The sequence below is a fragment of the Streptomyces sp. NPDC003038 genome (genome assembly GCF_040611115.1).
GTDB lineage: Bacteria > Actinomycetota > Actinomycetes > Streptomycetales > Streptomycetaceae > Streptomyces.
Genome location: NZ_JBEXNN010000006.1, coordinates 176,148 through 202,568, shown reverse-complemented (window position 1 = coordinate 202,568; position 26,421 = coordinate 176,148). Strand labels below are relative to the sequence as shown.

Below are 26,421 nucleotides of genomic sequence, written 5' to 3'. Positions count from 1 at the left end.
CACTCCTGCCCATAAGCGACGGCCAGCGTCGCCCCCCGGCCGGGCCGTCGCGGTCGTCCGCTCCGAGACCCCGGCGTCTCTCCAACTTGTGAAGCTTAAGTCGAGCCTTTGGGCCTCCACACGTCAAGAGGCTGACACAGCACGAATCGGCTACTACCAGCCGGAAGGGGGAGGGAACGGTCTGGAAGATCGCGCTACGGGGAACCTCGGCTCTCGCGGTGCGGCGTCCCGGTGGACTGCGCTACTTGAGGGTGGCGGAGGTCAGGCCGGCCTGGATCTGGCGCTGGAAGGACAGGTAGACGACCAGCATCGGGATCATCGCGATGGTCACACCGGCGAAGAGCACGGGCAGGTCCGTCTCGTAGCCCATCTGGTACTGGAGCTGGATGAGCCCCTGGGTGAGCATGTACCGCTCGGGGTCGGAGCCGGTCTGGGGCTGCATCAGCACGGAGGGCAGGATGTACTGGTTCCACTGGCCCAGGACATTGAATATCCCGACGCTGATCAGGCCGGGCTTGGCCATCGGCAGCATCACCTGGAAGAAGATCCGGGTGTCGGAGGCCCCGTCGATCACCGCCGCCTCGTGCACCGCCGTCGGCAGGGTGCGGAAGAAGGAGTGCATGAAGAAGACGGTGAAGGGCATCGAGTAGGCGACGTACACCATGATCAGGCCCTGGTACGTGTTGAGCATGTCCAGGCGCTTGACCATGAAGAACAGCGGGACCAGCGCCAGGAAGACGGGGAACATCGCCCCGCTGACGAAGAAGTAGTAGACGAGCCGGTTGCCGCTGAAGGGGTAGCGGGCCAGGACGTACGCCGCCATCGAGCCGAGCAGCATGGTCAGCGGGACCGAGAAGGCCATCACGATCAGCGTGTTGGTGAAGTAGTCGCCGATGCCCTTGTCCCAGGCCCGGGCGAAGGCGTCGAAGTGCCAGTTCGAGGGCCAGCTGAGGGCCGAACCGCCGATCTGCGAGTCGGTCTTGAAGGAGCCGAGCACCAGCCAGGTCAGGGGCAGGACGATCAGTATCGCCCAGACGGCGAGGAAGCCGTGGGAGAAGACGTTGAGCGCCATGCCGTCGGAGCGGTTCTTCCCCCGCTCCCCCGGCCGGCCGGACCGGCCCGCACGCTCCGCGGCGGCCTCGCCCGGAGCCTTGATCACTGTGGTCATCGTGGTCTCCCGCTCAGAACTCGATGCGCTCGCGGCGCGTGGCTCGCAGCGTGATGACGGAGAGGATCAGGGTCAGGACGAGCATGACCACGCCCATGGCGCAGGCGTAGCCGCTCTTGCCGAAGTACAGGAAGTTGCGCATCAGAACCGTGGCCATGACCTCGCTGTGGTGGTCCGGTCCGCCGCCGAACTGGCCCGAGGTCATGGTCGACACCAGGACGAACATGTCCATCGCGGCGATGCCCAGATAGACCGCGGAGGTCTGCACAGAGTCCCACAGCAGGGGCAGCGTGACCTTGAAGAAGGTCTGGGCGCGCCCCGCGCCGTCCAGGAGGGCGGCCTCGTAGATGTCACGGGGTACGGACTGCATGGCGGCGGAGAAGAGAACCAGGTAGAAGCCGACGCCGTGCCAGACGACCACCAGCAGGAGGCACCAGAGCACGAGGTTGGGCTCGTTGAGCCATTCGACGGGGTGGGAGGGGTCGACGAGGCCGGTCTTGATGAGGAAGCCGTTGAGCAGGCCGCCCTCGTCGCTGCGGTACACGGCGCCGAAGAGGACCGCGAGGATGGCGAGGGAGAGGACCTGCGGGAAGAAGTAGACGACCTTGTAGAAGGCCGATCCCCCCACGCCCCGCACGCCGCCCGCGCCGCTGCGGCCGCCCGCGTTCAGCATGAAGGCGAAGAAGAGGGCGAGGAGGATGGTGATCACCGGGACGAACACCAGGAGCAGCAGGTTGTGCCACAGCGCGCCCAGGAAGACCTTGTCCTCCAGCAGGGTCGAGTAGTTCTCCAGGCCGACGAAGTCGAACGTCGGTGACTGACCCGACCAGTTGGTGAAGGAATAACCGAACGTCTGTACGTACGGCCAGATGACGAAGGTCAGATACAGCGCGAGAGGCAGGATGAGGAAACCGGCGATGAAGCCGCCCCGTCCTGTGCTCTGGCCTACTTGGCTCATGGTGTCCGTCCCTGATCGTTCCGGGTGACCGGTGGACGCGGTGTCAGCTGCGACGGTTGTTCTTGGCGTTCGGGTCCTTGGCCGCCTTGTCTACCGCAGCCTGGGCCCGCTTGATCCATTCCTTGGGCTGGATGCGCTTGGCCATCAGCTCATTGGACGCGTCCTGGATCTCGGTGTCCATCTCGCTGTACCAGTCGGGGTACCGGTAGTTGAAGGTGTTGTCCCCGGCCGCCTTGAGGGCCGCCACCGCCGACTGCGTGCCCGGCCGCAGCTTCACCCCCGGGTCGACGCCGTCCTTGACGACGGTCAGCGAGTTGGCCTGCTGGGCGAAGAGCGTCGACCACTCGCGGGAGAGCATCGACCGCAGGAACTCCAGGCCGCCGGGCTTGTTGGCGGCCTTCTCCGGGACGATGAAGGGCTCGTCGGCGCCGGCCCGGATGGCCTCGAAGGGCAGCTTGCTGTCGGGCAGCAGCGGCACCGGCAGGAACCGCATGTCGAAGTCTTCCGGCGTCTGCTTCAGCTGCTCGTTCTCCAGCCAGGAGCCGGAGGGGATGAAGGCCGCCTTGTACTGGTTCCAGGCGGTCTGCGACTCCGTGTGGGTGAGGCCGTTGGTGCCCGGCAGGAGCAGGCCCTTCTCGACGACCTCGTAGACCGCCTCGACGGCGGCGAGGGCGGCCGCGTTGCCCTCGAAGGCGGTGGGCTCCAGATTGTCGATCGCCTTCATGGCGTCCAGACCGCCCTTCTTGGCGATCAGGTCCATGATGACGACGTTGATGTAGTACGGGAACTTCCCCTGGTGGGCGAGGCCGCCGAGGCCGGCGTCCTTGGCCTGGGTGCAGACCGCCAGGAACTCGTCCCAGGTCTTGGGCGCCGTCCAGCCCTTCTCCTTGAAGAGCTTGCCCGAGTACCAGAAGCCGAAGACCGTGTACACGTAGTTCAGCGCGACGAACTTGCCGCCCTGCATACCCTGTTCGACGGTGCCGGGGATGAGCATGTCCCGGACCTTCTTGGCCGGGTCGTCGAGCGAGGGCGCGTCGAGCACCGGGGTGAGGTCGGCGAGCTGGCCGCCCTTGAAGAGGACGTCGAGCTTGATCTTCTGGGCGCCGGAGTCGTCGACGACGTCCGGCGGGTTGCCGCCGTTGAAGCGGACCTGGAGCTTGGCGGTGATCTCCTGGGTTCCGAGGTGGGAGCTGGTGGTGCCCCACTTCTTGTCGAAGGCGGCTTCCCAGGCCTTCGCGTAGTCGTCGCCGAACCCGCCCTTGAAGACGACGACGTCGAGCTTGCTGCCCTTGGCCACGCCGAACGGGTTCTCCGCACTCGTCGCGGCCTTGGAGGGGCCGTTGGTGGGCTCCCCGCCGCCGGAGGCGCAGGCGGACAGGAAGCCCATCGTCGGCACGGTGATCAGGCCGAGTGCCGCGGAGCGCTTGATCAGGTCCCGGCGGCCGAGGCCCTCGCCGTCGCTGTTCTCGTCGTGGGCGGAGGTGGATCCCATGCTCAAGTCCTCGCCTTCGTCAGAAGTGTGAAGGAGGAAGGGAAACACGGCAGTTGCCACGCGCGGACAACACCGCAGGTCCCTGCCACCCCCCGGTCCGGGGCCGCTCGTTCGCGAGGGTCCGGACGGGCACAGGTATAGTCCACTTCCGCTCGCATGAGCAAGATCGTGCACAAGGATGGCCCCCGGCTTTTCCGAGTTGAGACCTCTCCGACACCTGGCCCCGCCCGCCACGGGCGCCCCTGGGGCATACCCCGGAACACCCCGAAAAAGCGGAAGGGCCGTACCCCCTTAACGGGGATACGGCCCTATGGTGCCGATAAGCGGCGCATCGCCGCGCCTGGCGCGCCCTTAGCCGCGGATGAGGTTGCGCAGGACGTACTGAGACATGCTTCGATTGCCGTTCTTAACTCTAATCACCGCCGCCGTTTGACCATGCCTCTGAAGAACCGACCTCGGCGCAGCAGATCTCGGCCTACGCCTGCTCGCCGCCTGAACCACGTGGCACCCGACATTCCTGCATGGGGACCTGATCGAGCGGAATAGGGTTCGGGGCGTGGGGTGCCGCTGTATGCTGCCGCCCGCGAGGAACCGCGGGCGAAGGAAGACTGTCTCTCCCTTCGCCGGATAGAACCGAGCAGATGTCGGGCGGGGGAGCCATGGGAATGCAAGGGGCGAATTCGGAGGCGGAGTTAGGGACGGACGACGCGACCGTCGTGTTGCCCGCCGTCATCGGCCCGTACGTGGTGATGAGGCCGCTCGGCGGCGGTGGGATGGGCGTGGTCTCCCTCTGCCGGACCGGGTCGGGGCGGCTGGTGGCGGTCAAGCAAGTGCGGGAGGAGTACGCGGACGATCCCGCCTTCCGCAGCCGTTTCCGGCGGGAAGTGGCCGCGGCCCGCCGGGTCAGCGGCGTGTACACGGTGCCCGTGCTGGACGCCGATACGGACGGGCCTCGGCCGTGGGTGGCCACCGCGTACGTCCCCGGGCCGACGCTCGATCAGGCGCTGCGGATCTGCGGCACCTTCCAGGAGCCGGCCGTGCGGGCCCTGGGGGCCGCCCTCGCCGAGTCCCTTCAGGTCATCCACGCGGCCGGGCTGGTGCACCGGGACTTCAAGCCGGGCAACGTGCTGCTGTCCACCGACGGCCCGCGTGTGATCGACTTCGGTATCAGCAAAGCCCTCGGCGAGACCCGGCTCACGGTCACCGGCACGGTGATCGGCTCCCCCGCCTTCATGGCGCCCGAGCAGATCGCCTCGTTCCACGACGCCGGACCGGAGAGCGACGTCTTCGCGCTGGCCGGAGTCCTGGTCTACGCCGCCTGCGGGGAGGGGCCGTTCGGTCCCGGTGATCACGGAGTGCTGCACCGGATCGTCACGGACGAACCCGACTTGCACGCGGTCCCGTCCTCCCTGCACCCGCTCCTGTTGCGGTGCCTGGACAAGATGCCCTCCCGGCGGCCCTTCTCGATGCGGTGCTGGCCGGGCTGGCGCCCGCGCGCCCGCACGATCTACTGGTCCCGGCGCTCCAGAACGATTTGGCGGCGCGGGCCCGGGACGCCGAGCTGATGGCGGTGGCGCCGCCCCCGCCCCGCGCCGTGCTCGGCGGGGGCCGCCAGAGGTCCGGTCCCAGCCGTCGCACGGTCCTGCTCGGCGGACTCGCGGCCGCTGTGCTCGCCGGGGGCGGGGTGGCCGGTGCCCTGTGGAGGCCCTGGAAGGCCGAAGACGGCGGTGGCGAGAACGGTAGCCCCGCCCCGTCGCTCGGCCCGACCGCGCGCCCTGTGGTCCTGACCGATCCGCCCGCGCCGCTGTGGAACGAGCCGCTCCCCGACTCACCGACCGGGATGCCCCAGGTGCGGGCGACCGGCGGGACTCTGGTGCTGCAGGACTCCAGCTTCGGCGGCTACACGGTGGCCTTCGACCTCTCGAGCGGCAAGCTCCGCTGGAACCAAAGTTTCGCGACCGCGACGCAGCCGAACCAGCCCTCCGGCCCGCTCCCCCGAGGAACCCGAGTCCTCGGCGCCATCGCCGCGGGGCTGCTCGGAACTTCGATGAGCACGGCCCTGGAATCCTTGGGGCAGACGAACTTGACCGTGCTGGACTCGGCCACCGCCCGTGTGCGGTCCACCCTGTGGTTACCGAAGGACGACAGTGTGATCGCCCTGCTCTCCGCCCACGAGAACATGGCCTACTGCCTGGTGAACACCTTCAAGGGAAGCCTCCTGCCGGGCGCGCCGTCCCCCGAGGCCACTGCGAGTCTCGGTCTCAGCGAGACAGCCACCGCCATCGACCTGAGCGGTGGCGGCATCCGGTGGCGCAAGCCCGTCGTCCCCAACTCCATGCCGGGGGTCAGGTACGCCGCCGATCGCCACGGCTTCTACTACACCGAGAGCACCAAGACCGGCTTGACCCTGTACGCGCTGAACGCCGCGGACGGAACGCCGCGGTGGTCCGTGGACGTGGCCGCGGACCCCAGCAGCCAGCTCCCCCCCTATATGCAGGCGGGCGGAGGATCCCTCACCTCCTCGCTCATCGCCGTCGGCGACCTTCTGATCGCGATGCACACGAAGGCCGGAATGAGTGCCTACGACGCCGAGAGCGGGCAGCGGCGCTGGGCGGTTCCCATGGTCGGCGCTTCGGCCCCGGTCGCCGTCGGGGAACTGCTGCTGGTCAACGACTTCCGGAACGTGCACGCCGTGGACCTGCACACCGGGGAGATCCGATGGCGCGTCGAAAGCCCCGTTCCACTGTCCCCCCTTCCCGCGCTGTCGCCCACCCTGGCCGCGTCCACTCAGGTCACCGTGGTCCTGTTCAGCCCCGCGGTCAGCGGCCTCGGCATGGATCCGGGGCAATTCGCGTCCGGCTGCCTGGTGCTGCGGACCTCGGACGGCAAGCAGCTCTGGGCGCTGCGCGACAAGCCGGTGACCTCGACGGCTTCCGCCCCGGTCTCTCCAGCGCCGTCGCCTTCCGGCATCGGAGAGGTCACCCGCCTGGCGGAGGCGTTCTGGGGCGTGGGGGTACAGGACGATGTCGTGTTCGTCAGCGGCGGCGGACGCGTACGGGCCTACCGGGCGAACGCTGGATGAGCGTCCCACCGCCCGCTTCCTCCTCTTCCGCTTCCTCCTCGTCCACCACCTCCTCATCCGCCGTGCCCCTGCCGCCTCCGTCCACCGCGCCGCTCCCGGTGCGAATCGGTCCGTACCGTGTGGTCAGGCTGCTCGGGTCAGGCGGCATGGGCAAGGTGTACTTGGCCGCGACCCGGGCCGGGCGGCCGGTGGCGGTGAAGGTCGTCCGGGAGAGCTACGCGCAGGACCCGCGCTTCCGCGAGCGGTTCCGCGCCGAAACGGAGGCCGCCCTCAAGGTCAGCGGCGCCTTCACCGCCCCGGTGCTCGCCGCCGACCCGGATGCCGCGCAGCCCTGGCTGGCCACGGCCTATCTCCCCGCCCCCACCCTGAGCGAAGCCGTCGCCGCCCACGGGCCGATGCCCGAATCCACGGTACGGAGCCTGGCCGTCGGCCTGGCCGAGGCCTTGGCCGCCGTCCACGCCGCAGGGCTCGTACATCGCGATCTGAAACCGTCCAACATCCTGCTGACCGACGACGGGCCGCGCGTCATCGACTTCGGCATCGCCCGCAGCGTGGACGGCGCCGGCCCGACCGGCACCGGACAAGTGGTCGGCACCGCCGGCTACATGCCGCCCGAGCAGGTAGCCGGGCGCACCTGCACGGCGGCCGGCGACGTCTTCTCCCTCGGCGCCACCCTGCTGTACGCGGCTTCGGGCCACGGAGCCTTCGGGAACAGCGCACTGCACATCGTCCTGTACCGCACCGTCCACGAGGAACCGGACCTGGAGGACGTACCGGAAGCCCTGCTGGAGGCCCTGGGGGCATGCCTGGAGAAGGAGCCGTGGAAGCGGCCGAAGGTGGCGGACCTGGCGGTGCTGTTCGGCGGGCCGGACCTCCCGGGTGCGGGCTGGCTCCCTGAGGCCGTACGCCGGGAGGTGCGCAGGCGGGAGGAAACCGTTCGGGCGGCCCTGCCCACCGGCGGTTGGGCAGGGCGCCTGGACCGGCGCCAAGCCCTCGCGGCCGTCGGTGCGATCGCCGGGGCCGCGGCGTTCTCGGGCTGGTACCTCGCCGACTCCGGGGGCCCGTCCGTGGAACCGCCCAGGCAGCTGTGGCGAGAACCGCTCCCGGACGGATTCTCCACCGTGTGGAAGACTGCGCGGGGCCGGATCCTCGTCTCGGGCAGCAGCGGGTCGGGGGCGGCCGTCCTCGACGCGTACACGGGCGAGAGCCTGTGGCGGAGCGCACCGCTGGCCTCCGCGGCCTCCGCGACGGACGGGCGGACCGTGTACGTCATCGAAGTCGACGGCGCCGTCCACGCCCGCGACCTGGAAAGCGGCGAGGAGCGCTGGCGGTTCGTCCCGCCGGGCCTGGCTCAGCCGGAACTCACCGACCTGATCGTGCAGGCGGGCGAGAACGGATGGGTATACGTCACTTCGGTCCGGACCGGGAAGCTGTACGTCCTCGACGACGGGGGGAAGCCGCGCTGGGACCGGGACAGCCCGCTCACTGCCGTCCATCCGCGGGGCGGGGTACTGCTGTGCGTGGCGCGCAGGCAGGCCGGAGCGGACGACCGCCGTACGCTCTACGCCCTCGACCCGCACTCCGGGAAGGAACTGTGGCGCCATCCCTCCGACATCGTGGGCATCGGCGACAACCCGGGGGCGCGGCTCGTCCTCGCCGTGCTGCACGGCACCACTGAGCTGACCGCCCTGCAACTGGCCGACGGGCACCCGTTGTGGAGCGTCCCCAGCGGCCTGACCCCGGAGGACCGGCTGCAGAACGGGTTGCTGGCGGGCACGGCACGGCTCAGCGAGGACGGCGCGACGGTGCTCTTCGAGCAGAGCCTGGCGAACGGGTCCTTCGCGGCGGTGGACGCGGAGACGGGCAGGCCGCTGTGGCAGGAGCACACGGAGACGAGGCAGCAGCTGAGCCCGAGGGGCAACACCCTCTTCACCACCGCGTTCCCCCCGACCGGCGTCGACCTCACCGCCGGCCACGGGCCGCTGACGGCCTACGGGCTGCGCGACGGGCGGCGGCTGTGGCGCACCCCGGACCTAGGAAAGGGCCTGCACCAGGTGCTGGCGGCACAGGACGGCCTGGTCCTGATCGGAATCACCGGTGGCAGCCGGCCCGGCCTGTACGGGTACGCCCAGTCGGACGGGAAGGAGGTCTGGCGCCTGCCGCAGGAGGTCGACTCGCGCGCCCCGCTCAAAGCTGCTGTCACCTCCGGCAACCGCCTGTGGGTCTCCAGCGGTGGCCTGCTGTTCGCCTTCGCTCTGGGCAAGGAGTGAACGACCACCGGACCGGGATCGGCCGTCCGGTCATCCCGTCCGTTCCGTGCCGAGCGGCGTTGGCGGTCCCGCTGATCGGCGCTGGGAGCGCTCCGCCCACGTCCGTCTACGGAGCGACCCGTGGGGTCAGTACCGGTACCTTGGCGTCCTTCTTGCTGATGTCCAACCCGCGCAGCGTTCGTGGAGGACGTCCACGGCTCGCTATCACAGAGGCAACGGTTTCGGCCGGAACGACCACACCACGATCCCGAACCCGACCCAGCCCCTTTCAGGGCACACAGAAGCACGCCCGGCGCGCACCGAAGGTGCGCTGAGCTGATCTGCGGTGGAGCTTCTACTTTCGTGTCAGACCCGATCATCTGCCGCTACGGCGAAAGATCTCCGGACCGGGACACTAGCGGCGCTCGTTCGCCACACGCTCGCAAGGACAGAAGAACCCCGCACCTGGTACCAGGTGCGGGGTTCTTCGTCGTCGTAGGATGCGCAGCTCCGCTCCGGGAACAGATCGCCTGCGATCATGCTCGCAGGCGCGTCTTCCGCCCCGTCACGCGCGAGCGCCCTGCCTCCGCGCGCGAGATGCAGGGGCAGGGCGCTCGTTCACATCAGGTCAAGAACCGACAAGTTGGCGGAGCACGTACTGCATGATGCCGCCGTTGCGGTAGTAGTCCGCCTCGCCCGGCGTGTCGATGCGGACGACCGCGTCGAACTCCACACCCGTGTCGGTGGTCACCTTGACGGTGCGCGGGGTGGTGCCGTTGTTCAGCTCCTCCACACCGGTGAAGGCGAAGGTCTCCTCACCCGTCAGACCCAGGTTGGCCGCCGTGGCGCCCTCCGGGAACTGCAGGGGCAGGACGCCCATGCCGATCAGGTTGGAGCGGTGGATGCGCTCGTAGGACTCGGCGATGACGGCCTTCACGCCGAGCAGCGCGGTGCCCTTGGCAGCCCAGTCGCGGGAGGAGCCGGAGCCGTACTCCTTGCCCGCCAGGATGACCAGCGGGATGCCGGCGGCCTGGTAGTTCTGCGAGGCGTCGTAGATGAAGGAGACCGGCGCGCCGTCGCCCTCACCAGCACGAGTGAAGTCGCGGGTGAAGCCGCCCTCGGTGCCCGGCGCGATCTGGTTGCGCAGGCGGATGTTGGCGAACGTACCGCGGATCATGACCTCGTGGTTGCCGCGGCGGGAACCGTACGAGTTGAAGTCGCGGCGCTCGACGCCGTGCTCGGTGAGGTACTTGCCGGCCGGGGTGTCGGCCTTGATCGCACCGGCCGGGGAGATGTGGTCGGTGGTGACCGAGTCGCCCAGCTTCGCCAGCACGCGGGCGCCGGTGATGTCGGAGACCGGGGTGGTCTCCATCGTCATGCCCTCGAAGTAAGGGGGCTTGCGCACGTAGGTCGACTGCGGGTCCCACTCGAAGGTGTTGCCAGTCGGGATCGACAGCGCCTGCCACTGGGCGTCGCCCGCGAAGACGTCCTGGTAGGACTTGTTGAACATGTCCTCGCCGATGGCGTTCGCCACGACGTCGTTGACCTCGGCCTCGGAGGGCCAGAGGTCCTGGAGGTAGACCGGGTTGCCCTCGGTGTCGATGCCGAGCGCGTCCTTGGTGATGTCCACCTTCATGGAGCCGGCGATGGCGTACGCGACGACCAGCGGCGGGGAGGCCAGGTAGTTCATCTTGACGTCGGGGTTGATCCGGCCCTCGAAGTTGCGGTTGCCGGAGAGCACCGAGGTGACCGCGAGGTCGTGCTCGTTGATCGCCTTCGAGATCTCCTCGTCCAGCGGACCGGAGTTGCCGATGCAGGTGGTGCAGCCGTACCCGACGAGGTTGAAGCCCATCTTGTCGAGGTACGGGGTCAAGCCGGCCTTGTCGAAGTAGTCGGTGACGACCTTCGAGCCCGGGGCGAGCGTGGTCTTGACCCACGGCTTGCGGGACAGGCCCTTCTCGACCGCCTTCTTGGCCACGAGCGCCGCGGCGACCATGACGTAGGGGTTCGAGGTGTTGGTGCAGGAGGTGATCGCGGCGACGGTGACGGCGCCGTGGTCGATCTCGAAGGACGAGCCGTCGGCGAGGGTGACCAGGGTGGGCTTGGACGGGGCGCCGTTCGGGTGGTTCGCCGGGGCGTCGGAGGCCGGGAAGGACTCCTTGCCGGCCTCGTCCACGTCGTCGACGTAGTTGCGCACGTCCTGCGCGAACTGCTCGGCGGCGTTCGCGAGGACGATGCGGTCCTGCGGGCGCTTCGGACCGGCGATGGAGGGGACGACCGTGGAGAGGTCGAGCTCCAGCTTCTCGGAGAAGTCCGGCTCGGCGGCCGGGTCCAGCCACAGGCCCTGCTCCTTGGCGTACGCCTCGACGAGCGCGACCTGCTGCGCGTCACGGCCGGTCAGGCGCAGGTACTTCAGGGTCTCGTCGTCGATCGGGAAGATCGCGGCGGTGGAGCCGAACTCCGGCGACATGTTGCCGATGGTGGCGCGGTTCGCGAGGGAGGTGGCGGAGACGCCCTCACCGTAGAACTCGACGAACTTGCCGACGACACCGTGCTTGCGCAGCATCTCGGTGATGGTCAGCACCAGGTCGGTGGCGGTGGTGCCGGTGGGCAGCTCGCCGGTCAGCTTGAAGCCCACGACGCGCGGGATCAGCATGGAGACCGGCTGGCCGAGCATCGCGGCCTCGGCCTCGATGCCGCCGACGCCCCAGCCCAGCACGCCCAGGCCGTTGACCATCGTGGTGTGCGAGTCGGTGCCGACGAGGGTGTCGGGGTACGCCTGGCCGTTACGGACCATGACCGTGCGGGCCAGGTGCTCGATGTTGACCTGGTGGACGATGCCGGTGCCCGGGGGGACGACCTTGAACTCGTCGAAGGCGGTCTGGCCCCAGCGCAGGAACTGGTAGCGCTCCTTGTTGCGGCCGTACTCCAGCTCCACGTTCTGGGCGAACGCGTCGTTGGTGCCGAACTTGTCGGCGATGACCGAGTGGTCGATGACCAGCTCGGCCGGGGCCAGCGGGTTGATCTTGGACGGGTCGCCGCCGAGGGCCTTCACGGCCTCACGCATGGTGGCGAGGTCCACGACGCAGGGGACGCCGGTGAAGTCCTGCATGATCACGCGGGCCGGCGTGAACTGGATCTCCTCGCTGGGCTGGGCCTGGGAGTCCCAGTTGCCGAGCGACCGGATGTGGTCGGCGGTGATGTTCGCGCCGTCCTCGGTACGGAGCAGGTTCTCCAGCAGCACCTTCAGGCTGTAGGGAAGGCGGGCGGAGCCCTCAACCTTGTCCAGCCGGAAGATCTCGTACGACTCGTCGCCCACCTGCAGCGTGCTGCGGGCGTCGAAGCTGTTCGCCGACACGACAGTCTCCTTCATGCATGAATTCGCGCGTATGTAACCGCATCCTGCCGCCACGCCCCTTGGCCAATCCGCTAAGGTCAGGCTAAGTTAGGTAACCCTTACAGCGGGGGCGGCTGCGGTACGCCTTCGGCAGATATCTCGATGTCGAGATAACTCTAGTACATGTCCGCGGCGGGGACGAGGCACGCACCCGCTGACCGCTGTCATCCAATCGAGGCGTTTGACAGCGAACCCAGTCGTTTCGGCTTCCTTGCCAGCGAACCTAGTCGTACGAGGTGACGTGCTGGGGGGGGCTGGTGGCAATACCGGTCGGGGCGGAGTGTGCCGAGCCGTACATCGAGCTGTCGTACGTGGATGCTGTACGCGAGCGCCGGCGGCGTCCGCTGCTGGACTGCGTGACGGCCCAGTTCGAGGACATGGCCGCAGTACGGCCGTTTCGCTGGTCACGTGGTGAGCGTCACTTCTCTGGCTGGTACTGGGCGGCGACGACCGGCCGACACGTCGGTTTCGAGTCGTGGCTGGAGCGGGACCGGCTGCTGCTGATGGACTTCGATCCCAAGGTGATGGGGATCGCCTCGCAGCCGTTCTGGCTGCACTGGCACGACGGCGAGCGTGAGCGTCGGCACGCTCCGGACTACTTCGTGCGCCGCGTGGACGGCTCAGCGGAGGTCGTCGATGTCCGCGCCGACGAACGGGTCGGGCCGAAGGACGCGGAGGCGTTCGAGGTGACCCGCCTGGCCTGCGACCAGGCGGGATGGAGTTTCGAGCGGGTCGGAGTGCCGGAGGCGATGCTGCTGGCGAATGTCCGGTGGCTGTCGCGCTACCGGCATCCCCGGTGTCTGCGCGGGGCGGTCCGGGACGGGCTCCGGGAAGCTTTCGCGACCCCGGTCCCGTTGATGGCCGACGCGGATGCGGCTGGTGACCGGCTTGAGACGCTTCCCGCCTTGTTCCATCTGATCTGGCTCCAGGAAATGGCCGTCGAGGGGCTGGCGGTCGAGTTGCTGGGGCCGTCCACCATCGTGCGCCTGGCAGAGGGGGATGGCCGGTGAGGGTGGGGAACGGACGGCGGGTGCCTCCGACGGCCAGGCTGGCGGAGTTCCCGCGGACCGCTGCCGAACAGGCCCGCTGGTGGGAGAGGCACATTCTGGAGGTACTGGACGGCTTGCCGCCGGACGCTCCCGCGGGGACAGTGCCACGGCCGGAGTTCGACCCGGAACAGACCTCGCTGGCTCAGCGGGAGCGGGCCAAGGCTGCCGAGCTGACGGCGGCCGGGCACGCGATGACGGCCAGCGGGATCAAGCAGCGGCGCCAGCGCTACCAGCGCGACGGACTCGTCGGCCTGGCCGACGGCCGGTCGGCCAAGCAGATGCCGTCATTCGGCCGGGCTGCCCCGGCTGTGGTCGAGGCTATGCAGCAGGCGATCGACGAAACGGCCGAGGCGTCGTCGAAGACGATCGGCTTCGTGGTCTGGCGGGCGACACAGATCCTGGCCTCCCGCGAGGACGCGGAGAACATCGAGGTTCCCTCGCAGCGCACGCTTTACCGGCTGTTCGACAGGCTGGCTACCGGCACCCACGCGACAGGCTCGGCGATCACGCGCCGTTCGGTTAACGCGCGTCCAGCCGGGCCGTTCGGGGAGGTGCCAGCCTGCGCGCCGGGCGAGTGGATGCAGATCGACTCCACACCGCTGGATGTCCTGGTCCGGCTGGACGACGGCATTGCCGAGAAGGTCGAGCTGACCGCCATGATCGACTTGGCGACCAGGTCACTGGCCGCCGCGGTCCTGCGGCCGACCACGAAGGCGGCCGACGCCTCCGCTCTCCTGGCCAGAAGCATCACCCCTGAGACGATGCGTCCTGGCTGGCCAGAAGCTCTTCGGATGTCGAGATCGGTGCTGCCGCACCGGCGGCTGATGGCCTTGGATGAGCGGCTGGAGCACGCGGCTGGAAGGCCCGTGATCGTGCCGGACACGATCATCTGCGACCACGGCAAGGTCTTCATCTCGAACAACTTCCGCGCGTCCTGCCGCTACTTGGGCATCAGCCTCCAGCCGACTCACAAGGCGTCGCCCTTCGAGAAGGGCGCGATCGAGAAAACGCTGGGGTCGGTGGCAACGCTGTTCGCGCAGTTCGTCGCGGGTTACACCGGCAGGTCGGTGGACCGCCGGGGCCGCGGCCTGGAGCACGGACCGCTGTGGTCCCTGCCCGAACTCCAGGGCCTGCTGGACGAGTGGATCGTCATCTGGCAGAACCGCCCACACGACGCGCTGCGGGACCCGGACTCACCGAAGCGCGCGTTCACGCCGAACGAGAAGTACGCGATGCTGCTGGAGTCGTCGTGCGGCTACGTTCCGGCCCCGTTCAGCGGCGAGGACTACGTCGAGTTGCTGCCCGAACGCTGGCAGGCGATCAACTCCTACGGCATCCGGATCAACCACCGAACCTACGACGACGCCGAGCTGACCCCGTTGCGCCGCCAGCACTCCGGGGTGGCGGATAAAAGGGGGCTGTGGGAGATCCACTACGACCCCTACGACGTCTCCCGTGTCTGGGTACGTGACCGCCGCAATGAGCCGGTCCGGTGGATCACGGTGTTCTGGAAGCATCTGCACCGCGTTGGCGTCCCGTTCGGCGAGATGGCCTGGGATCACGCCCGCGATCAGGTCCCGGGCGGGACCGAGGAGCAGATCGCCGATGCCGCCGCTGCCCTGCTCCGGCGGGCACACGACGGACCGGCTCAGAGGAAAGGCCGTGCGTCGAAGCGGTCCCGACGCGTCGCCGCACGGACCCGGGCCACTACCCCCGACCGGGCGGCCCCCGATCCGCCCGCCCCCGGACCCGTTCAGGAAGACCCGGCGGACATGGAGACGGCGAAGGTCATCCCGCTGGGCCTGTTCGACCCGCTCGCCAACCCCTGGAGGCGACCGTGACCATTTCCGAACCAGCCGCCCGGCACACCTCTCTGGGAGAGGCCGATGCCGAGGCCAACCGGCAGTTGACCACCCTGGAGGGATGGCGAAGGTTCGCCGCCGGCCCGCGCCGGCCCCCGGTCCTGCTGACCCGCAATGATCTGGGGAAACTGTCTCCGTCCGAACGGATGCTCTATGACGAGGACCGGCTCGACCATCACGCCCGCATGTTGGTGGTCGCCACCTCGTTCGTCGAGAAGACGGTGGTCTGCGGCCGACGACTGGTCCTGCTCAACCGGCACGCGATCAGCGCCCGCCGCGGCCTGATGGTCTCCGGGCTGCCCAGCACAGGCAAGACCAGCGCCATCACCCAGCTCGGGCTCGCCCACGAACTCCTCGACCGGGCCCGCCACCCGAACGTCACCGACCGTATCCCGGTGCTCTACATCACCGTCCCGCCTGCGGCGACCGCCCGCATGGTCGCCGCCGAGTTCGCACGCTTCCTGGGGCTGCCGGTCCGAGGCAGGTCGAACATGACCGACATCATCGAAGCCGTGGTCGGCGTCTGCACGGACACCCGCACCAGCCTGGTCCTCGTCGACGAGATCCACAACATCTCGCAGGTCACACGGACCGGAGCCGAGGTCTCCGACACCCTGAAGTACTTCTCCGAACGCATCCCAGCGACGTTCGTCTACGCGGGCATCAACCTCGAAACCAGCGAGCTTCTGGCCGGCACCAGGGGCGCCCAGATCTCGGGCCGCTTCACCCTGGTCCCCACGCGGCCGTTTCCCTACGGCGAGGAGTGGAAGGCATTGGTCGCGACCCTGGAGCAGACCCTGCTGCTGCACGATCACCCGCCGGGAAGCCTGATCAAGCTGGACCGCTACCTCCACAACCGTGCCGACGGCATGATCGGAGCGTTGTCCCATGCCATCCGAGGGGCCGCGATCGACGCGATCCTGAGCGGCACCGAACGAGTGACCAAGGAAGCGATCGACGCGATTCCCCTGGACCACGCTGCGGAGTCCACCCGGAAGCCACCGAAGAAGACGGCCACGCGATGACCGAAGGACGGCTGGCCCGGCTCCCCGTCCAGGTCGCACCGCGGCTCGGAGAGGAAACCGACTCCTTCATCCGACGCCTCGCCCGCGCCAACCACCTCAAGCCCAGCTACCTGCACGGATACCTCTGCGGCCCGCCGTTCTGGTTCGGCAAGCCCCAACTGGACCGGCTCGCCGATGCCCCCGGCCGGTCTCCTCATGCGCTGGAGCGAGCCCTCTCCGACGCCAGCTCGCCCCGAGGCCGCGTCAAGCCCAACCCCCGATACCCCGGCAAGGATCCGTTCCCGGGCCGCGGCGAACTCTGCTTCCTTATCTCCGATGACGCCCGCGACGGCACCATGACCATCCGCGCGCTCGCCGAGCGCTACCAGGTCCCGAGGTGGTCAGTCCGGCTCGTGCTGGACACAGCACGGCCAGCCGCTCGCGATGTGAAGTTCCGCAAGGATCCGGTCATGGTCCCCGTCATCCTCCTGGTCGACGACATGCTCGCCCGAGGGGTTCGCGGCAGAGCCATCTGGGCCGAGCTGATGGACGAACACGATTACTCCGTGTCCTACTCGTCCCTGCTCTACTACGTTCACCGCGGCCGTCACATGAAGCGCGGCCGGCAGTCATGAGAGAGCAAGCCCCCCATGCCCCCGGCCGTTTGAATAGGCTGCCCATCCAGATCCGGCCCATTGCCGGCGAGGGACCCAAATCGTTCATCGAACGCCTCGCCGCAGCCAATCACCTCAAGCCCAGACATTTACGAACCTACCTCTGCGAACCTCCCTTGCACCGGGGACGTCCCACATGGGAGCGCTTGGCCGCCGCGAGCGGCCGCGAACCTGCCAACCTGCGAGAAGTCCTCGAAGCCGCACAGTGCCCCGAGTGCGGGCGCCCCCTCCCAGCCACCCGAACAGGACAAAAGAGACGGTGGTGCTCGTCAGCCTGTCGGCAGAAGAGCGCACGCAGATGGAACTACCAGGAGGATCGGGTGGCCGTCTGCGAAACGTGCGGCAGGAAGATGACCATCGCAGCACGCGGCCCAACGCCCATGTGGTGTTCACCAACCTGCTGCCAGGCAGCTCGCCGCACACGCAGGCAGAGCGAGACGGGAGCCGCGCAAAAACCCGCATGCGCCGCATGCGGCACCCCGCTCACCAAAGCACAGCAGCGCAATCCAACTCGCCGTTGGTGCTCGAGAAGCTGCAGGAACTGGGCATACACCCAGCGCAAACGACCCGAAGGATCATCCCCTTCGACCCCTCCACCGAGGCTGAAGCAGCCGACGAACTGCACAGTCTGCTCGACTCCCCTCAAGCACAAGGGCAGCGGACCTCGACGCCGGACGTGTTCCACGACCTGCCGCCAGAAAGCACTCCGCCTACGCAAACAGGCTCCGCTCGACGTCGAGGACAGACCGGCGCGGCAGTCTCGCTCAAGCCACGGTCCGTGAGGCGGCTTCCTCGCCAGCGAACCTGTGAATTCGAATCGACTTGGGACGCTGCGCGAGGGATCCTCGACGCGAACCGCACCGAGGAGACAAGTTGATCACGGAATACCAGCAACGGCTACGGGAGCGATACCTCGCTACCCCCGTCATGTCAGCCCCGACGCCCTGGCAACCGGTCCTGGACCACAGGGTCCCCATCGGCGGCCTGCTCGGCATCGGCTTCGCAGTACACCCGGACACCGGACACGACCTCGTCATGGTCGTATCCGGCGACGGACACGGACTCTTCGACGCGGTCACCGGCGAGAAGATCGCACGCGACCGGGACCCCGATCTCGCCACCAGCACCCCCGACGGGCACCCGGACCTCACCTGCCCCGGGCTCGGTCCCGTCGCAGGGACGCCGGTCCGCATCGCCGGCCTCTTCGGCGGCGGTCTGCACAGCACCACCCCGGACGGTTGGACGCTGGACATCGTCAGCCCCGAATGGCCCCACGACCGCGTCATCCTCTCCGCCGACGGCGGAGTAAACAAAGGGCCGGCCGGAGGCACCTGGTGGCACATCTTCCACTCCGAGTACTCGGAACTGCGCGCTGCCGGCTTTTCCCCGTCGGGTCGCACCCTGGCAGTCGCCACCAGCAGCGACCTCACCCTCTGGACCCGCCCGGAGCTCCATATCGAGGACTGAGCAGACGCCGGGATGTCAGGCTCGGACGTATTGCCATCCAACCTAGTCCACCCAGGTCAGGCAGGCTTCAACGACTAACTTGGATGACAAAGGACACCCGCGCACCCGCCGGGACCACTCGCCACCCGGCCGCTTCGGCATGTCCCGAATCCATGGTGCGCCGTCACGGCGGATGCCCGTCGGCCGCCCGGATCGCAGCCGCACGGGACCCCGCCGGAGAGCCCGGGGGCGCCGAGGTGGCCGGGCGGGCCCGCCGGGGGCGAGCGGCCAGGCCCCCGCCCGGTGGTGGGCACCACACCCCCTGCGAGGCCGAGCGTGTCGAACGGAGGATCCGGGCGGCGACTCGGGCCCGAAGTGTTAGGCGTCGCCCGGTTTGTCCGAGCAGCCGCGCGCACCGGAGCAAATCCCCCGCCCGGCCCGGGGGGCGAAGCCCCGCCGCCCCGGTCCGCCCCGGAGCGGGAGCAGTTCACCCACCCGCCCGGCCGCCCCGTCGTGCGCCATGCGCCCGCAGGCCCCACCATGGGAGCTGACGGTGCGTAACACCCGTCTGCCACACCCGGCGCGAGCGACATCTCATATGTGAGATACCGTGCCCCTATGGCAGACGACTACCTCGTACGCATCGGCAAGCTCATCCGTGACGCCCGGCAGCACCGGGGCTGGACACAGAGTCAACTCGCGGACGCACTCGGCACCAGCCAGAGCGCCGTGAACCGGATCGAGCGCGGCAACCAGAACATCAGCCTTGAGATGATCGCCCGCATCGGCGAGGCTCTCGACAGCGAGATCGTCTCTCTCGGCTACGCCGGCCCGATGCATCTGAGGGTCGTCGGCGGCCGCCGGCTCTCCGGCGCCATCGATGTCAAGACGAGCAAGAACGCGTGCGTCGCGCTGCTGTGCGCCTCCCTCCTCAACAAGGGCCGGACGGTGCTCAGGCGGGTGGCCCGCATCGAGGAGGTCTACCGCCTGCTGGAGGTTCTGAACTCCATCGGTGTCCGCACCCGCTGGATCAACGACGGCGTGGACCTGGAGCTGATCCCGCCGGCCCGCCTCGACATGGAGGCCATGGACGCCGACGCGGCCCGCCGGACCCGGAGCATCATCATGTTCCTGGGTCCCCTGCTGCACCGGATGGACCACTTCCGGCTCCCGTACGCCGGCGGCTGCGACCTCGGCACCCGCACCATCGAGCCGCACATGATCGCCCTGCGCCGCTTCGGCCTGGAGATCACCGCGACCGAGGGCATCTACCACGCGCAGGTCGCGGCCGGGGTGTCCCCCGACCGCCCGATCGTGCTGACCGAGCGCGGGGACACCGTCACCGAGAACGCGCTGCTGGCCGCCGCCCGGCACAACGGCGTCACGGTCATCCGTAACGCCTCCTCCAACTACATGGTCCAGGACCTGTGCTTCTTCCTGGAGGCGCTGGGCGTCAAGGTCGAGGGCGTCGGCACCACCACGCTCACCGTCCACGGTGTCCCGAACATCGACGTGGACGTGGACTACTCCCCCTCCGAGGACCCGGTCGAGGCGATGAGCCTGCTCGCCGCCGCGGTCGTCACGGAGTCGGAGCTGACCATCCGCCGGGTCCCGATCGAGTTCATGGAGATCGAGCTCGCGGTCCTGGAGGAGATGGGCCTCGACCACGACCGCTCGGCGGAGTACACGGCGGACAACGGCCGCACCCGTCTGGTGGACCTGACGGTCAGGCCGTCCAAGCTCGAAGCGCCGATCGACAAGATCCACCCGATGCCGTTCCCCGGGCTGAACATCGACAACGTCCCGTTCTTCGCGGCCATCGCGGCGGTCGCCCAGGGCCAGACGCTGATCCACGACTGGGTGTACGACAACCGGGCCATCTACCTGACCGACCTCAACCGCCTCGGCGGCCGCCTCCAGCTCCTGGACCCCCACCGCGTCCTGGTCGAGGGCCCCACCCGCTGGCGCGCGGCGGAGATGATGTGCCCGCCGGCCCTGCGCCCGGCGGTGGTCGTCCTCCTCGCGATGATGGCGGCGGAGGGCACCTCGGTGCTGCGCAACGTCTACGTCATCAACCGCGGCTACGAGGAACTGGCCGAGCGCCTCAACTCGGTGGGCGCCCAGATCGAGATCTTCCGCGACATCTAGGAACCTGGACACGGCCCAGCATTCTCAACCTTGGAATGCGCCCCCCAGCACGTCCTCTTCGGGCGGTTCGAGCACGGGTGGCGGAGGCAGCGGCACGATCACTACGGGCGCATACTGCTCGACGCCTGGCGCGACCGGCGTCAGCAAGAAGGGCACCGTCTACACCTGCAAGGGCCCCGATCCCGAGCGCTGGCGCCGCTGATCTTCCGGCCGGAGGCGACATCGGCCGCGCCGCCCTCGTCCTCGTCCTCAACGGAAGCTGAAAGTGATCACCGTCGTGAAACTCACTGGCGAGCCTTGGCTCTCACGGACGAGCATGGAACGCATGAGTGATCAACCCGCACGATGGAGCCGGTCGACCGTCTACCCCGACATGTGGGCTGACCCGGACGACGACCCCCGCAACAGCGAAGGAGCCAGTCCGGACGGCGAGCTTGCGACGCTGCAGGAGTTCCTGACGGACTACCGCCTGACCCTGCGGATGAAGTGCGAGGGTCTGGATGCGGAGCAACTGGCGCGTCGGTCGGTTCCGCCGTCGACGATGTCGCTGCTCGGCCTGCTTCGGCACCTCGCCGAGGTGGAGCGGGACTGGCGCAACTGGATCACCGACGGTGAGCCGCTGCCGAAGCTGTACGGGGAGCGTGACGCGGACTTCGGCGGAGCTGTCGCCGAGCAGGCCGTGGTCGAGGCCGCGTACTCCGATCTGGAGCGCGAGCAGGGCGCGACCGACGCCGCGCTGGCCGAGCACCCCGATCTGAGCGAGCGCCTGGGGAAGGACGGGATCGTGGTGCGGGAGCTGATGGTGCACAGGGTCGAGGAGTATGCCCGTCACTGCGGGCACGCCGACCTGTTGCGCGAGTGCATCGACGGAAGGGTGGGCCAGTAGTCCGGCATCCTGTCGCGGCTGCCGCCCCTACGTGTCGATGGCGCTGGACTGCCGTGCCGGCACTTGCTGCCTCGTAGGCCAAAGCGACGTCGGAATTCGGCCGCATGTCCGGTGGGTTCTCGCCCGGAGCGGTGGGGACCGGCAGAATCGGGCCATCGGTACGGACGAGGGGGCGGCCATGGCAGTCGGTACGAACACAGGCATCGGTACGGAGATCCCCGATCTCGCGGGGGTGCCGCTGCTCGGCTCGCTCTTCGACCTGAAATCGGACTCGCTCGGCACCTACTTGCGGGCCCAGCACCAGCACGGCGACATCGTACGGGTCACCGCCGGCCCGCCCGGTCTGCGCGCCGAGCTGTACTGCGTCTTCTCCGCCGAGGGCGCCCAGCAGGTCCTGGCCTCGGAATCGGCCAACTTCCGCAAGGACAACCCCTTCTACCAGGAGGTCCGCGAGTCCTTCGGCAACGGTCTGCTGACCAGTCAGGACGAGGACTACCTGCGCCAGCGCCGGCTGGTCCAGCCGCTGTTCACCCGGCGCCGGGTCGACGGCTACGCCGGAGCAGTCGCCGACGAAACCGAATCGACCCTCGCCGCCTGGCGGGAGGCGCCGGGCGGCATCGTCGACGTCTCCGACGAGATGATGCGGCTCGCTCTGCGCGCGGTCGCCCGGATCCTCTTCGGCACCGACGTGGACGCCACCGTCGATGTCGTGGACCGGTGTTTTCCGGTCATCACGGAGTACGTGCTGCGCCGCGGCTACTCCCCCGCCAACTTCCCGCGCACCTGGCCCACCCCGGCGAACAAGCGGGCCGCCGCCGCGATGGACGAGCTGTACGCCGTCTGCGACAGGATCATCGCCGAGCGACGCGGCGGCGGCGCCGCCACCCCCGAGGGTGGCGGCGAGGACCTGCTGACGCTGCTCGCCGCCGCCAAGAGCTCGGACGACGGGGAGTTCGACGTCTCCGAGCTGCGCGACCAGGTGCTGATCTTCCTGCTCGCCGGGCACGAAACGACCGCCACCTCGCTGTCCTTCGCCCTGCACCTGCTGGCCCGTCACCCGGAGCAGCAGAGCCGGGCCCGCGAGGAGATCTCCCGCGTCCTGGGCGACCGTACGCCCGAGGCCGCCGACCTGGACCGGCTCCCGTATCTCACCCAGGTCCTCAAGGAGGCCATGCGGCTCTACCCCGCCGCCCCCGTCATCGGCCGCAAGGCCGTCGCCGCCACCGAGATCGGCGGACACCTCATCCCCGCGGGCGCCAACGTGATACTCGCGCCGTGGGTGACGCACCGCCATCCGCGCTACTGGCCGGATCCCGATCGTTTCGATCCCGAGCGCTTCACCCCGGAGGCGGAGGCGGAGCGCCCCCGCTACGCCTGGTTCCCCTTCGGCGGCGGACCGCGCGCCTGCATCGGGCAGCACTTCTCGATGCTGGAGTCGGTGATCGCGCTGGCGATGATCCTGCGGTCGTACGCGTTCGAGCCGGTGGACACCGACATTCCGGTCAGCGCCGGCATCACGCTGCGCGCCGACGGCCCGGCGCGCTGCCGCGTCCTGCCCGTGGGCGGATAGTGGCCGTCCGCCCGGTCCACACCGGGCGGACGGGGCGGGCCCGGGCAGCCGGCGGGGCAGGCCCTTGGGGCCAAGCCCGGGCGGCTACTCCCGGACGGCCGTCGGCTTGTGGTTGCCCTGGAGCCGTTCGACGTCCGAGGGTCGGACCTGGATGGCGAGGAGCGCGATCAGCGCCGCGACCAGGGTGAACAGCGCTCCCACGACGAAGGCCGCGGAAACGCCGGCCGTGAGGACCTGGTCCGCCCACGGCTCGGGGAGTTGCCCGGTGCGCTCGAAGAAGGCCTTCTGCGCGGGGGTGGCCGAGCCGAGGAAGGACGGCACCAGGTCCTTGGCCTCGTTGCGGCTTTCCGTACCGAACACGGTCACCAGGATCGACAGGCCGAGCGAACCGCCCACCTGCTGCGTCGTGTTGAGCAGTCCGGACGCCGCGCCCGATTCTCGGTCGGCGACGTTCGACAGCGCCATCAGGGTCAGCGACACAAACTGCATGCCCATGCCGAGGCCGAAGATGAGCATCGGTCCCAGGATGCTGCCCAGGTAGGTGGAGTGGACGTCGGTCCGGGTCAGCCAGGCCAGTCCGGACGCCGTGCACAGCGCGCCCGTCACCATGAACGGCTTGGGGCCGTACTTCGGCAGCAGTTGTGAGGTGACGCCCGCGCCGACGGCGATGATCGCGCTGATGGGGAGGAAGGCCAGGCCGGCTCGGATGGGGCTGAACGCGAGCACGTTCTGTACGAACAGCGTCAGGAAGAAGAACATGCCGAACATCGCGCAGGCGAGGAAGAGCATGATGCCGTAGGTCCCGGCCCGGTTGCGGTCGGCGAGCATGTGGAGCGGGGTGATCGGCTGCCGCGAGCGCCTTTCGATCAGGATGAAGGACGTCAGCAGCAGCACGGCCGCGCCGAACGAGGCGAGCGTGAGACTGTCGCGCCAGCCGTCCTGGGAGGCGCGGATGAAGCCGTAGACGAGCGCGGCCATGCCCAGGGTGGACGTCAGCGCGCCCGTGAAGTCGAAGTGTCCCGGACGTCGTTCGGACTCGCGGATCACCTTGGCCGCCGCCAACGCGATCAGCAGCGCGATCGGGACGTTGACGAAGAGCACCCAGCGCCAGTTCAGCCACTCGACGAGGACTCCGCCCGCCAGCACCCGCCAGCAGGCCGATCGCGCCGCCTCCCGCCGAGACCGCCGCGAAGACGCCGAAGGCCCGGTTGCGCGCGGGGCCTTCGCGGAACGTCGTGGTGATCAGGGCCAGCGAGGTGGGGGACGCGATGGCGCCACCGACGCCCTGCAGGCCGCGGGCGGCCATCAACTGTCCCGCGTTCTGGGCGCATCCGCCGAGGAGGGAGGCCAGGCCGAAGAGCAGGACGCCGAAGATGAAGACCCGCCGTCGGCCGAGGATGTCACCGGCGCGGCCGCCGAGGAGCAGCAGTCCGCCGAAGGTGAGCGTGTAGGCGTTGACGACCCAGGAGAGGTCCTCGGTGGAGAAGTCGAGGGCGGTCTGGATGCTCGGCAGGGCGATGTTCACGATGGTGATGTCGAGAACGACCATGAGCTGGCAGGAGGCGATGACGAACAGCGCGAGCCCGTTCCCGCTCCCTCGGACCTTGCCGTCGGTCCCGTTTCCGCCTGGCCGAGTGTTCCGGTGCACCTTTTCGACGCTAGGCGGGGCCCTCTGGGGTCACCACTCGAACGGCCTAGTGTAGGTGACATTTCACATGTCACCCTACGATCGTGGATGATTTCATCAGGCTCTCCGTCGGCACGGCCCGCTTCACCCACGGCGCCCCGCATTGCTTCACCTTCGGGGACGACGGCCGACTGCTCTGGTTCCTCCGCTCCACCGGCCCCACCGACCCCTTCGACGGCCTCTGGGTCCTGGACACCACCACCGGCGCCGAGACCCGGCTCGCCGATCCGCGCGAACTGTGCCCCGAGCCCGGCACCCTCCCCCTCGGCGAGCGACGGCTGCGCGAGCGCATCCGCCTCGTCGCCTCCGGAATCGGCTCCTACGCCCTCTCCGGCGACGGCCGCCGCGCCGTCTTCCCGCTCTACGGGCGGCTCTACGGGGTCTCCTGCGACGGAGCCGGACCGGGGGCGGGACAGCCCGAGGAGATCCCGGCCGCCGGTCCCGCACTGGACCCCCGCCTCAACGCCGACGGCTCCCGCACCGCCTACGTCACCGGGGACGCCCTGTACGTCGCCCCGGGCGGCCGGGTCAGCCCCGCCGACGGGGCCCGCTGGGGCGTCGCCGAGTTCGCCGCCGCCGAGGAGCTGGGCCGCGCCCGGGGCCACTGGTGGTCCCCGGACGGAGTCACCCTGCTGGCAGCCCGCGTCGACGAATCCGCCCTTCAGCGACGCTGGTTCGCCGACCCCGCCCGCCCCGACACGGTGAACTGATCACCGCGGACGGGATTCAGGTCCGCCGCGTGGCCGGCGTCCACGAAGGCCGGCTGCTGATCGAGGCCGGGCTGCGCGACCCCGCCGAACAGCAGGTGCTCCTGCTCGATCCGGCCACCGGGGAGCTCGCGCTCGCCGACGGGCACGGGTGCACACCGTCCGCGCCTCCGCCGGGACCCTGCTGCTGATCTCGGCCGACGCCGACGGGATACGGCGCACCGTCCGCACCGCCGACGGCCGCGAGTTCACCCCCGCCGACCTCGCCGAGCCGCTGCCCTACCGGGTGACCCCGGTCCTGGAGCGGGTCACCGAGCACGGTGTCCCCACCGCCCTCGTGCTGCCCCGCGGCCACGTGCCCGGCCGGCGGCTGCCCGTACTGCTCGACGGGTACGGCGGTCCCTGCTACCAGGACGTCAGCGCCGAGCCCCGCCGCTGGCAGGCCAGGCAGTGGTGGGCCGACCAGGGCTTCGCCGTGGTGACCATCGACAACCGCGGCACCCCGTACGTCTCGCCCGCCTTCACCCACGCCATGTACCGCGGCTTCTCGGACGTCACCCTGGAGGACCAGGTCGCCGCGCTGCGGGCGCTCGGCGAGCGGCACCCCGACCTCGACCTCGGCCGCGTCGGGATCCGCGGCTGGTCCTACGGCGGCTACCTCTCCGCGATGGCGGTGCTGCGCCGCCCCGATGTCTTCCACGCGGCGGCCGCCGGGGCCGCGCCGACCGACTTCCGGACTACGACACGGCGTACACCGAGCGCTACCTCGGTCTGCCCCAGGAGCACCCGGAGGTGTACGAGCGCGACTCCCTCATCGCCGACGCCCCGGGCCTGACCCGGCCCCTGCTGCTCGTCCACGGCCTGGCCGACGACAACGTCCACCCCTCGCACACCCTGCGCCTCTCCCGGGCGCTGACGGACGCGGGCCGCCCGCACCAGCTGCTGGCGCTGCCCGGTGTCACCCACATGGCGCCGGGCGGGACCCGCGAGAAGGTGATGGCCATGGAGCTGGAGTTCTTCCGCCGCGAACTGGCCTGACGCG

Annotated in this window: 18 protein-coding genes and 2 pseudogenes; 15 read left to right on the top strand and 5 right to left on the bottom strand. The window is 69.4% G+C overall.

What is annotated here, in order from left to right:
- Positions 1-241: 241 nt before the first annotated feature.
- The 3 genes from ABZX75_RS10535 to ngcE are packed head-to-tail and all read right to left on the bottom strand — an operon-like array spanning position 242 to position 3,618.
- Positions 242-1,168, bottom strand: a complete 927-nt coding sequence (locus tag ABZX75_RS10535) for a carbohydrate ABC transporter permease (RefSeq protein ID WP_355409754.1) — start codon at positions 1,166-1,168, stop codon at positions 242-244.
- Positions 1,169-1,181: 13 nt separating this feature from the next.
- Entirely contained in the window at positions 1,182-2,126 is a 945-nt protein-coding gene (locus tag ABZX75_RS10530; RefSeq protein WP_355409753.1) for a sugar ABC transporter permease, read from the bottom strand.
- Positions 2,127-2,169: 43 nt separating this feature from the next.
- Positions 2,170-3,618 carry an N-acetylglucosamine/diacetylchitobiose ABC transporter substrate-binding protein gene (gene ngcE / locus ABZX75_RS10525; protein ID WP_355409751.1) on the bottom strand — a complete coding sequence of 483 codons (1,449 nt, stop codon included), beginning with the start codon at positions 3,616-3,618 and terminating at the stop codon, positions 2,170-2,172.
- Between the two features lie 665 nt (positions 3,619-4,283).
- On the opposite strand from ngcE, the gene ABZX75_RS10520 reads away from it, so the two are divergent.
- The 3 genes from ABZX75_RS10520 to ABZX75_RS10510 all read left to right on the top strand — a co-directional run bounded on the left by ABZX75_RS10520 (position 4,284) and on the right by ABZX75_RS10510 (position 8,970).
- Complete coding sequence (locus tag ABZX75_RS10520; protein WP_355409750.1) at positions 4,284-5,183, top strand: serine/threonine-protein kinase; 900 nt, start codon at positions 4,284-4,286, stop codon at positions 5,181-5,183.
- Positions 5,183-6,700 (top strand): PQQ-binding-like beta-propeller repeat protein, encoded by a 1,518-nt coding sequence (locus tag ABZX75_RS10515; protein ID WP_355409845.1) that lies wholly within the window; start codon positions 5,183-5,185, stop codon positions 6,698-6,700. The genes ABZX75_RS10520 and ABZX75_RS10515 overlap by 1 nt, the downstream gene beginning before the upstream one ends.
- Positions 6,701-6,762: 62 nt before the next feature.
- A complete protein-coding gene (locus tag ABZX75_RS10510) occupies positions 6,763-8,970 on the top strand; it encodes a serine/threonine-protein kinase (protein ID WP_355409749.1) in 2,208 nt (735 codons plus the stop codon).
- A 607-nt stretch (positions 8,971-9,577) separates the two neighbouring features.
- On the opposite strand, the gene acnA is transcribed toward ABZX75_RS10510, so the two are convergent.
- Positions 9,578-12,307, bottom strand: coding sequence for an aconitate hydratase AcnA (gene acnA, locus ABZX75_RS10505; protein WP_355409748.1), 2,730 nt, complete (start codon positions 12,305-12,307; stop codon positions 9,578-9,580).
- A gap of 395 nt (positions 12,308-12,702) precedes the next feature.
- Between acnA and ABZX75_RS10500 the strand changes: the two genes are divergently transcribed.
- The 9 genes from ABZX75_RS10500 to ABZX75_RS10460 all read left to right on the top strand — a co-directional run bounded on the left by ABZX75_RS10500 (position 12,703) and on the right by ABZX75_RS10460 (position 22,985).
- Positions 12,703-13,356: a TnsA-like heteromeric transposase endonuclease subunit gene (locus ABZX75_RS10500; protein ID WP_355409747.1), complete on the top strand. Its 654-nt coding sequence runs from the start codon at positions 12,703-12,705 to the stop codon at positions 13,354-13,356.
- Between the two features lie 359 nt (positions 13,357-13,715).
- On the top strand, positions 13,716-15,236 hold the full coding sequence (locus tag ABZX75_RS10495) for a Mu transposase C-terminal domain-containing protein (protein ID WP_355409844.1): 1,521 nt from the start codon (positions 13,716-13,718) through the stop codon (positions 15,234-15,236).
- Positions 15,233-16,282 carry an ATP-binding protein gene (locus tag ABZX75_RS10490; RefSeq protein WP_355409746.1) on the top strand — a complete coding sequence of 350 codons (1,050 nt, stop codon included), beginning with the start codon at positions 15,233-15,235 and terminating at the stop codon, positions 16,280-16,282. The genes ABZX75_RS10495 and ABZX75_RS10490 overlap by 4 nt, the downstream gene beginning before the upstream one ends.
- Positions 16,279-16,896, top strand: coding sequence for a hypothetical protein (locus ABZX75_RS10485; RefSeq protein ID WP_355409745.1), 618 nt, complete (start codon positions 16,279-16,281; stop codon positions 16,894-16,896). Before ABZX75_RS10490 ends, ABZX75_RS10485 begins: the two co-directional genes overlap by 4 nt.
- 301 nt (positions 16,897-17,197) lie before the next feature.
- Positions 17,198-17,812 (top strand): hypothetical protein, encoded by a 615-nt coding sequence (locus ABZX75_RS10480; RefSeq protein WP_355409744.1) that lies wholly within the window; start codon positions 17,198-17,200, stop codon positions 17,810-17,812.
- Positions 17,809-18,402: a hypothetical protein gene (locus ABZX75_RS10475; RefSeq protein WP_355409742.1), complete on the top strand. Its 594-nt coding sequence runs from the start codon at positions 17,809-17,811 to the stop codon at positions 18,400-18,402. The genes ABZX75_RS10480 and ABZX75_RS10475 overlap by 4 nt, the downstream gene beginning before the upstream one ends.
- Before the next feature lie 597 nt (positions 18,403-18,999).
- Positions 19,000-20,529: a UDP-N-acetylglucosamine 1-carboxyvinyltransferase gene (locus ABZX75_RS10470; RefSeq protein ID WP_355409741.1), complete on the top strand. Its 1,530-nt coding sequence runs from the start codon at positions 19,000-19,002 to the stop codon at positions 20,527-20,529.
- Between the two features lie 316 nt (positions 20,530-20,845).
- Complete coding sequence (locus ABZX75_RS10465) at positions 20,846-21,415, top strand: DinB family protein (protein ID WP_355409740.1); 570 nt, start codon at positions 20,846-20,848, stop codon at positions 21,413-21,415.
- A gap of 178 nt (positions 21,416-21,593) precedes the next feature.
- Entirely contained in the window at positions 21,594-22,985 is a 1,392-nt protein-coding gene (locus tag ABZX75_RS10460) for a cytochrome P450 (RefSeq protein WP_355409739.1), read from the top strand.
- A gap of 84 nt (positions 22,986-23,069) precedes the next feature.
- Here ABZX75_RS10460 and ABZX75_RS10455 read toward each other — a convergent pair.
- Positions 23,070-24,534 (bottom strand): annotated as a pseudogene (locus ABZX75_RS10455) (MFS transporter).
- A gap of 182 nt (positions 24,535-24,716) precedes the next feature.
- Here ABZX75_RS10455 and ABZX75_RS10450 point away from each other — a divergent pair.
- The 3 genes and pseudogenes from ABZX75_RS10450 (at position 24,717) to ABZX75_RS10440 (ending at position 26,417) form a co-directional block, all read left to right on the top strand.
- Positions 24,717-25,382 carry a DPP IV N-terminal domain-containing protein gene (locus ABZX75_RS10450; RefSeq protein ID WP_355409738.1) on the top strand — a complete coding sequence of 222 codons (666 nt, stop codon included), beginning with the start codon at positions 24,717-24,719 and terminating at the stop codon, positions 25,380-25,382.
- A gap of 29 nt (positions 25,383-25,411) precedes the next feature.
- Entirely contained in the window at positions 25,412-25,570 is a 159-nt protein-coding gene (locus ABZX75_RS10445) for a hypothetical protein (protein WP_355409737.1), read from the top strand.
- Positions 25,531-26,417, top strand: a pseudogene (locus ABZX75_RS10440) (prolyl oligopeptidase family serine peptidase). The gene ABZX75_RS10445 and the pseudogene ABZX75_RS10440 overlap by 40 nt, the downstream one beginning before the upstream one ends.
- Positions 26,418-26,421 lie beyond the last annotated feature (4 nt).

Coding starts and splice junctions, on each gene's coding strand:
- ABZX75_RS10535 (WP_355409754.1), bottom strand. CDS start 1,168: ATGACCACAGTGATCAAGGCTCCGGGCGAGGCCGCCGCGGAGCGTGCG.
- ABZX75_RS10530 (WP_355409753.1), bottom strand. CDS start 2,126: ATGAGCCAAGTAGGCCAGAGCACAGGACGGGGCGGCTTCATCGCCGGT.
- ngcE (WP_355409751.1), bottom strand. CDS start 3,618: ATGGGATCCACCTCCGCCCACGACGAGAACAGCGACGGCGAGGGCCTC.
- ABZX75_RS10520 (WP_355409750.1), top strand. CDS start 4,284: ATGCAAGGGGCGAATTCGGAGGCGGAGTTAGGGACGGACGACGCGACC.
- ABZX75_RS10515 (WP_355409845.1), top strand. CDS start 5,183: ATGGCGGTGGCGCCGCCCCCGCCCCGCGCCGTGCTCGGCGGGGGCCGC.
- ABZX75_RS10495 (WP_355409844.1), top strand. CDS start 13,716: ATGCAGCAGGCGATCGACGAAACGGCCGAGGCGTCGTCGAAGACGATC.
- ABZX75_RS10485 (WP_355409745.1), top strand. CDS start 16,279: ATGACCGAAGGACGGCTGGCCCGGCTCCCCGTCCAGGTCGCACCGCGG.
- ABZX75_RS10470 (WP_355409741.1), top strand. CDS start 19,000: ATGGCAGACGACTACCTCGTACGCATCGGCAAGCTCATCCGTGACGCC.
- ABZX75_RS10465 (WP_355409740.1), top strand. CDS start 20,846: ATGGAACGCATGAGTGATCAACCCGCACGATGGAGCCGGTCGACCGTC.
- ABZX75_RS10460 (WP_355409739.1), top strand. CDS start 21,594: ATGGCAGTCGGTACGAACACAGGCATCGGTACGGAGATCCCCGATCTC.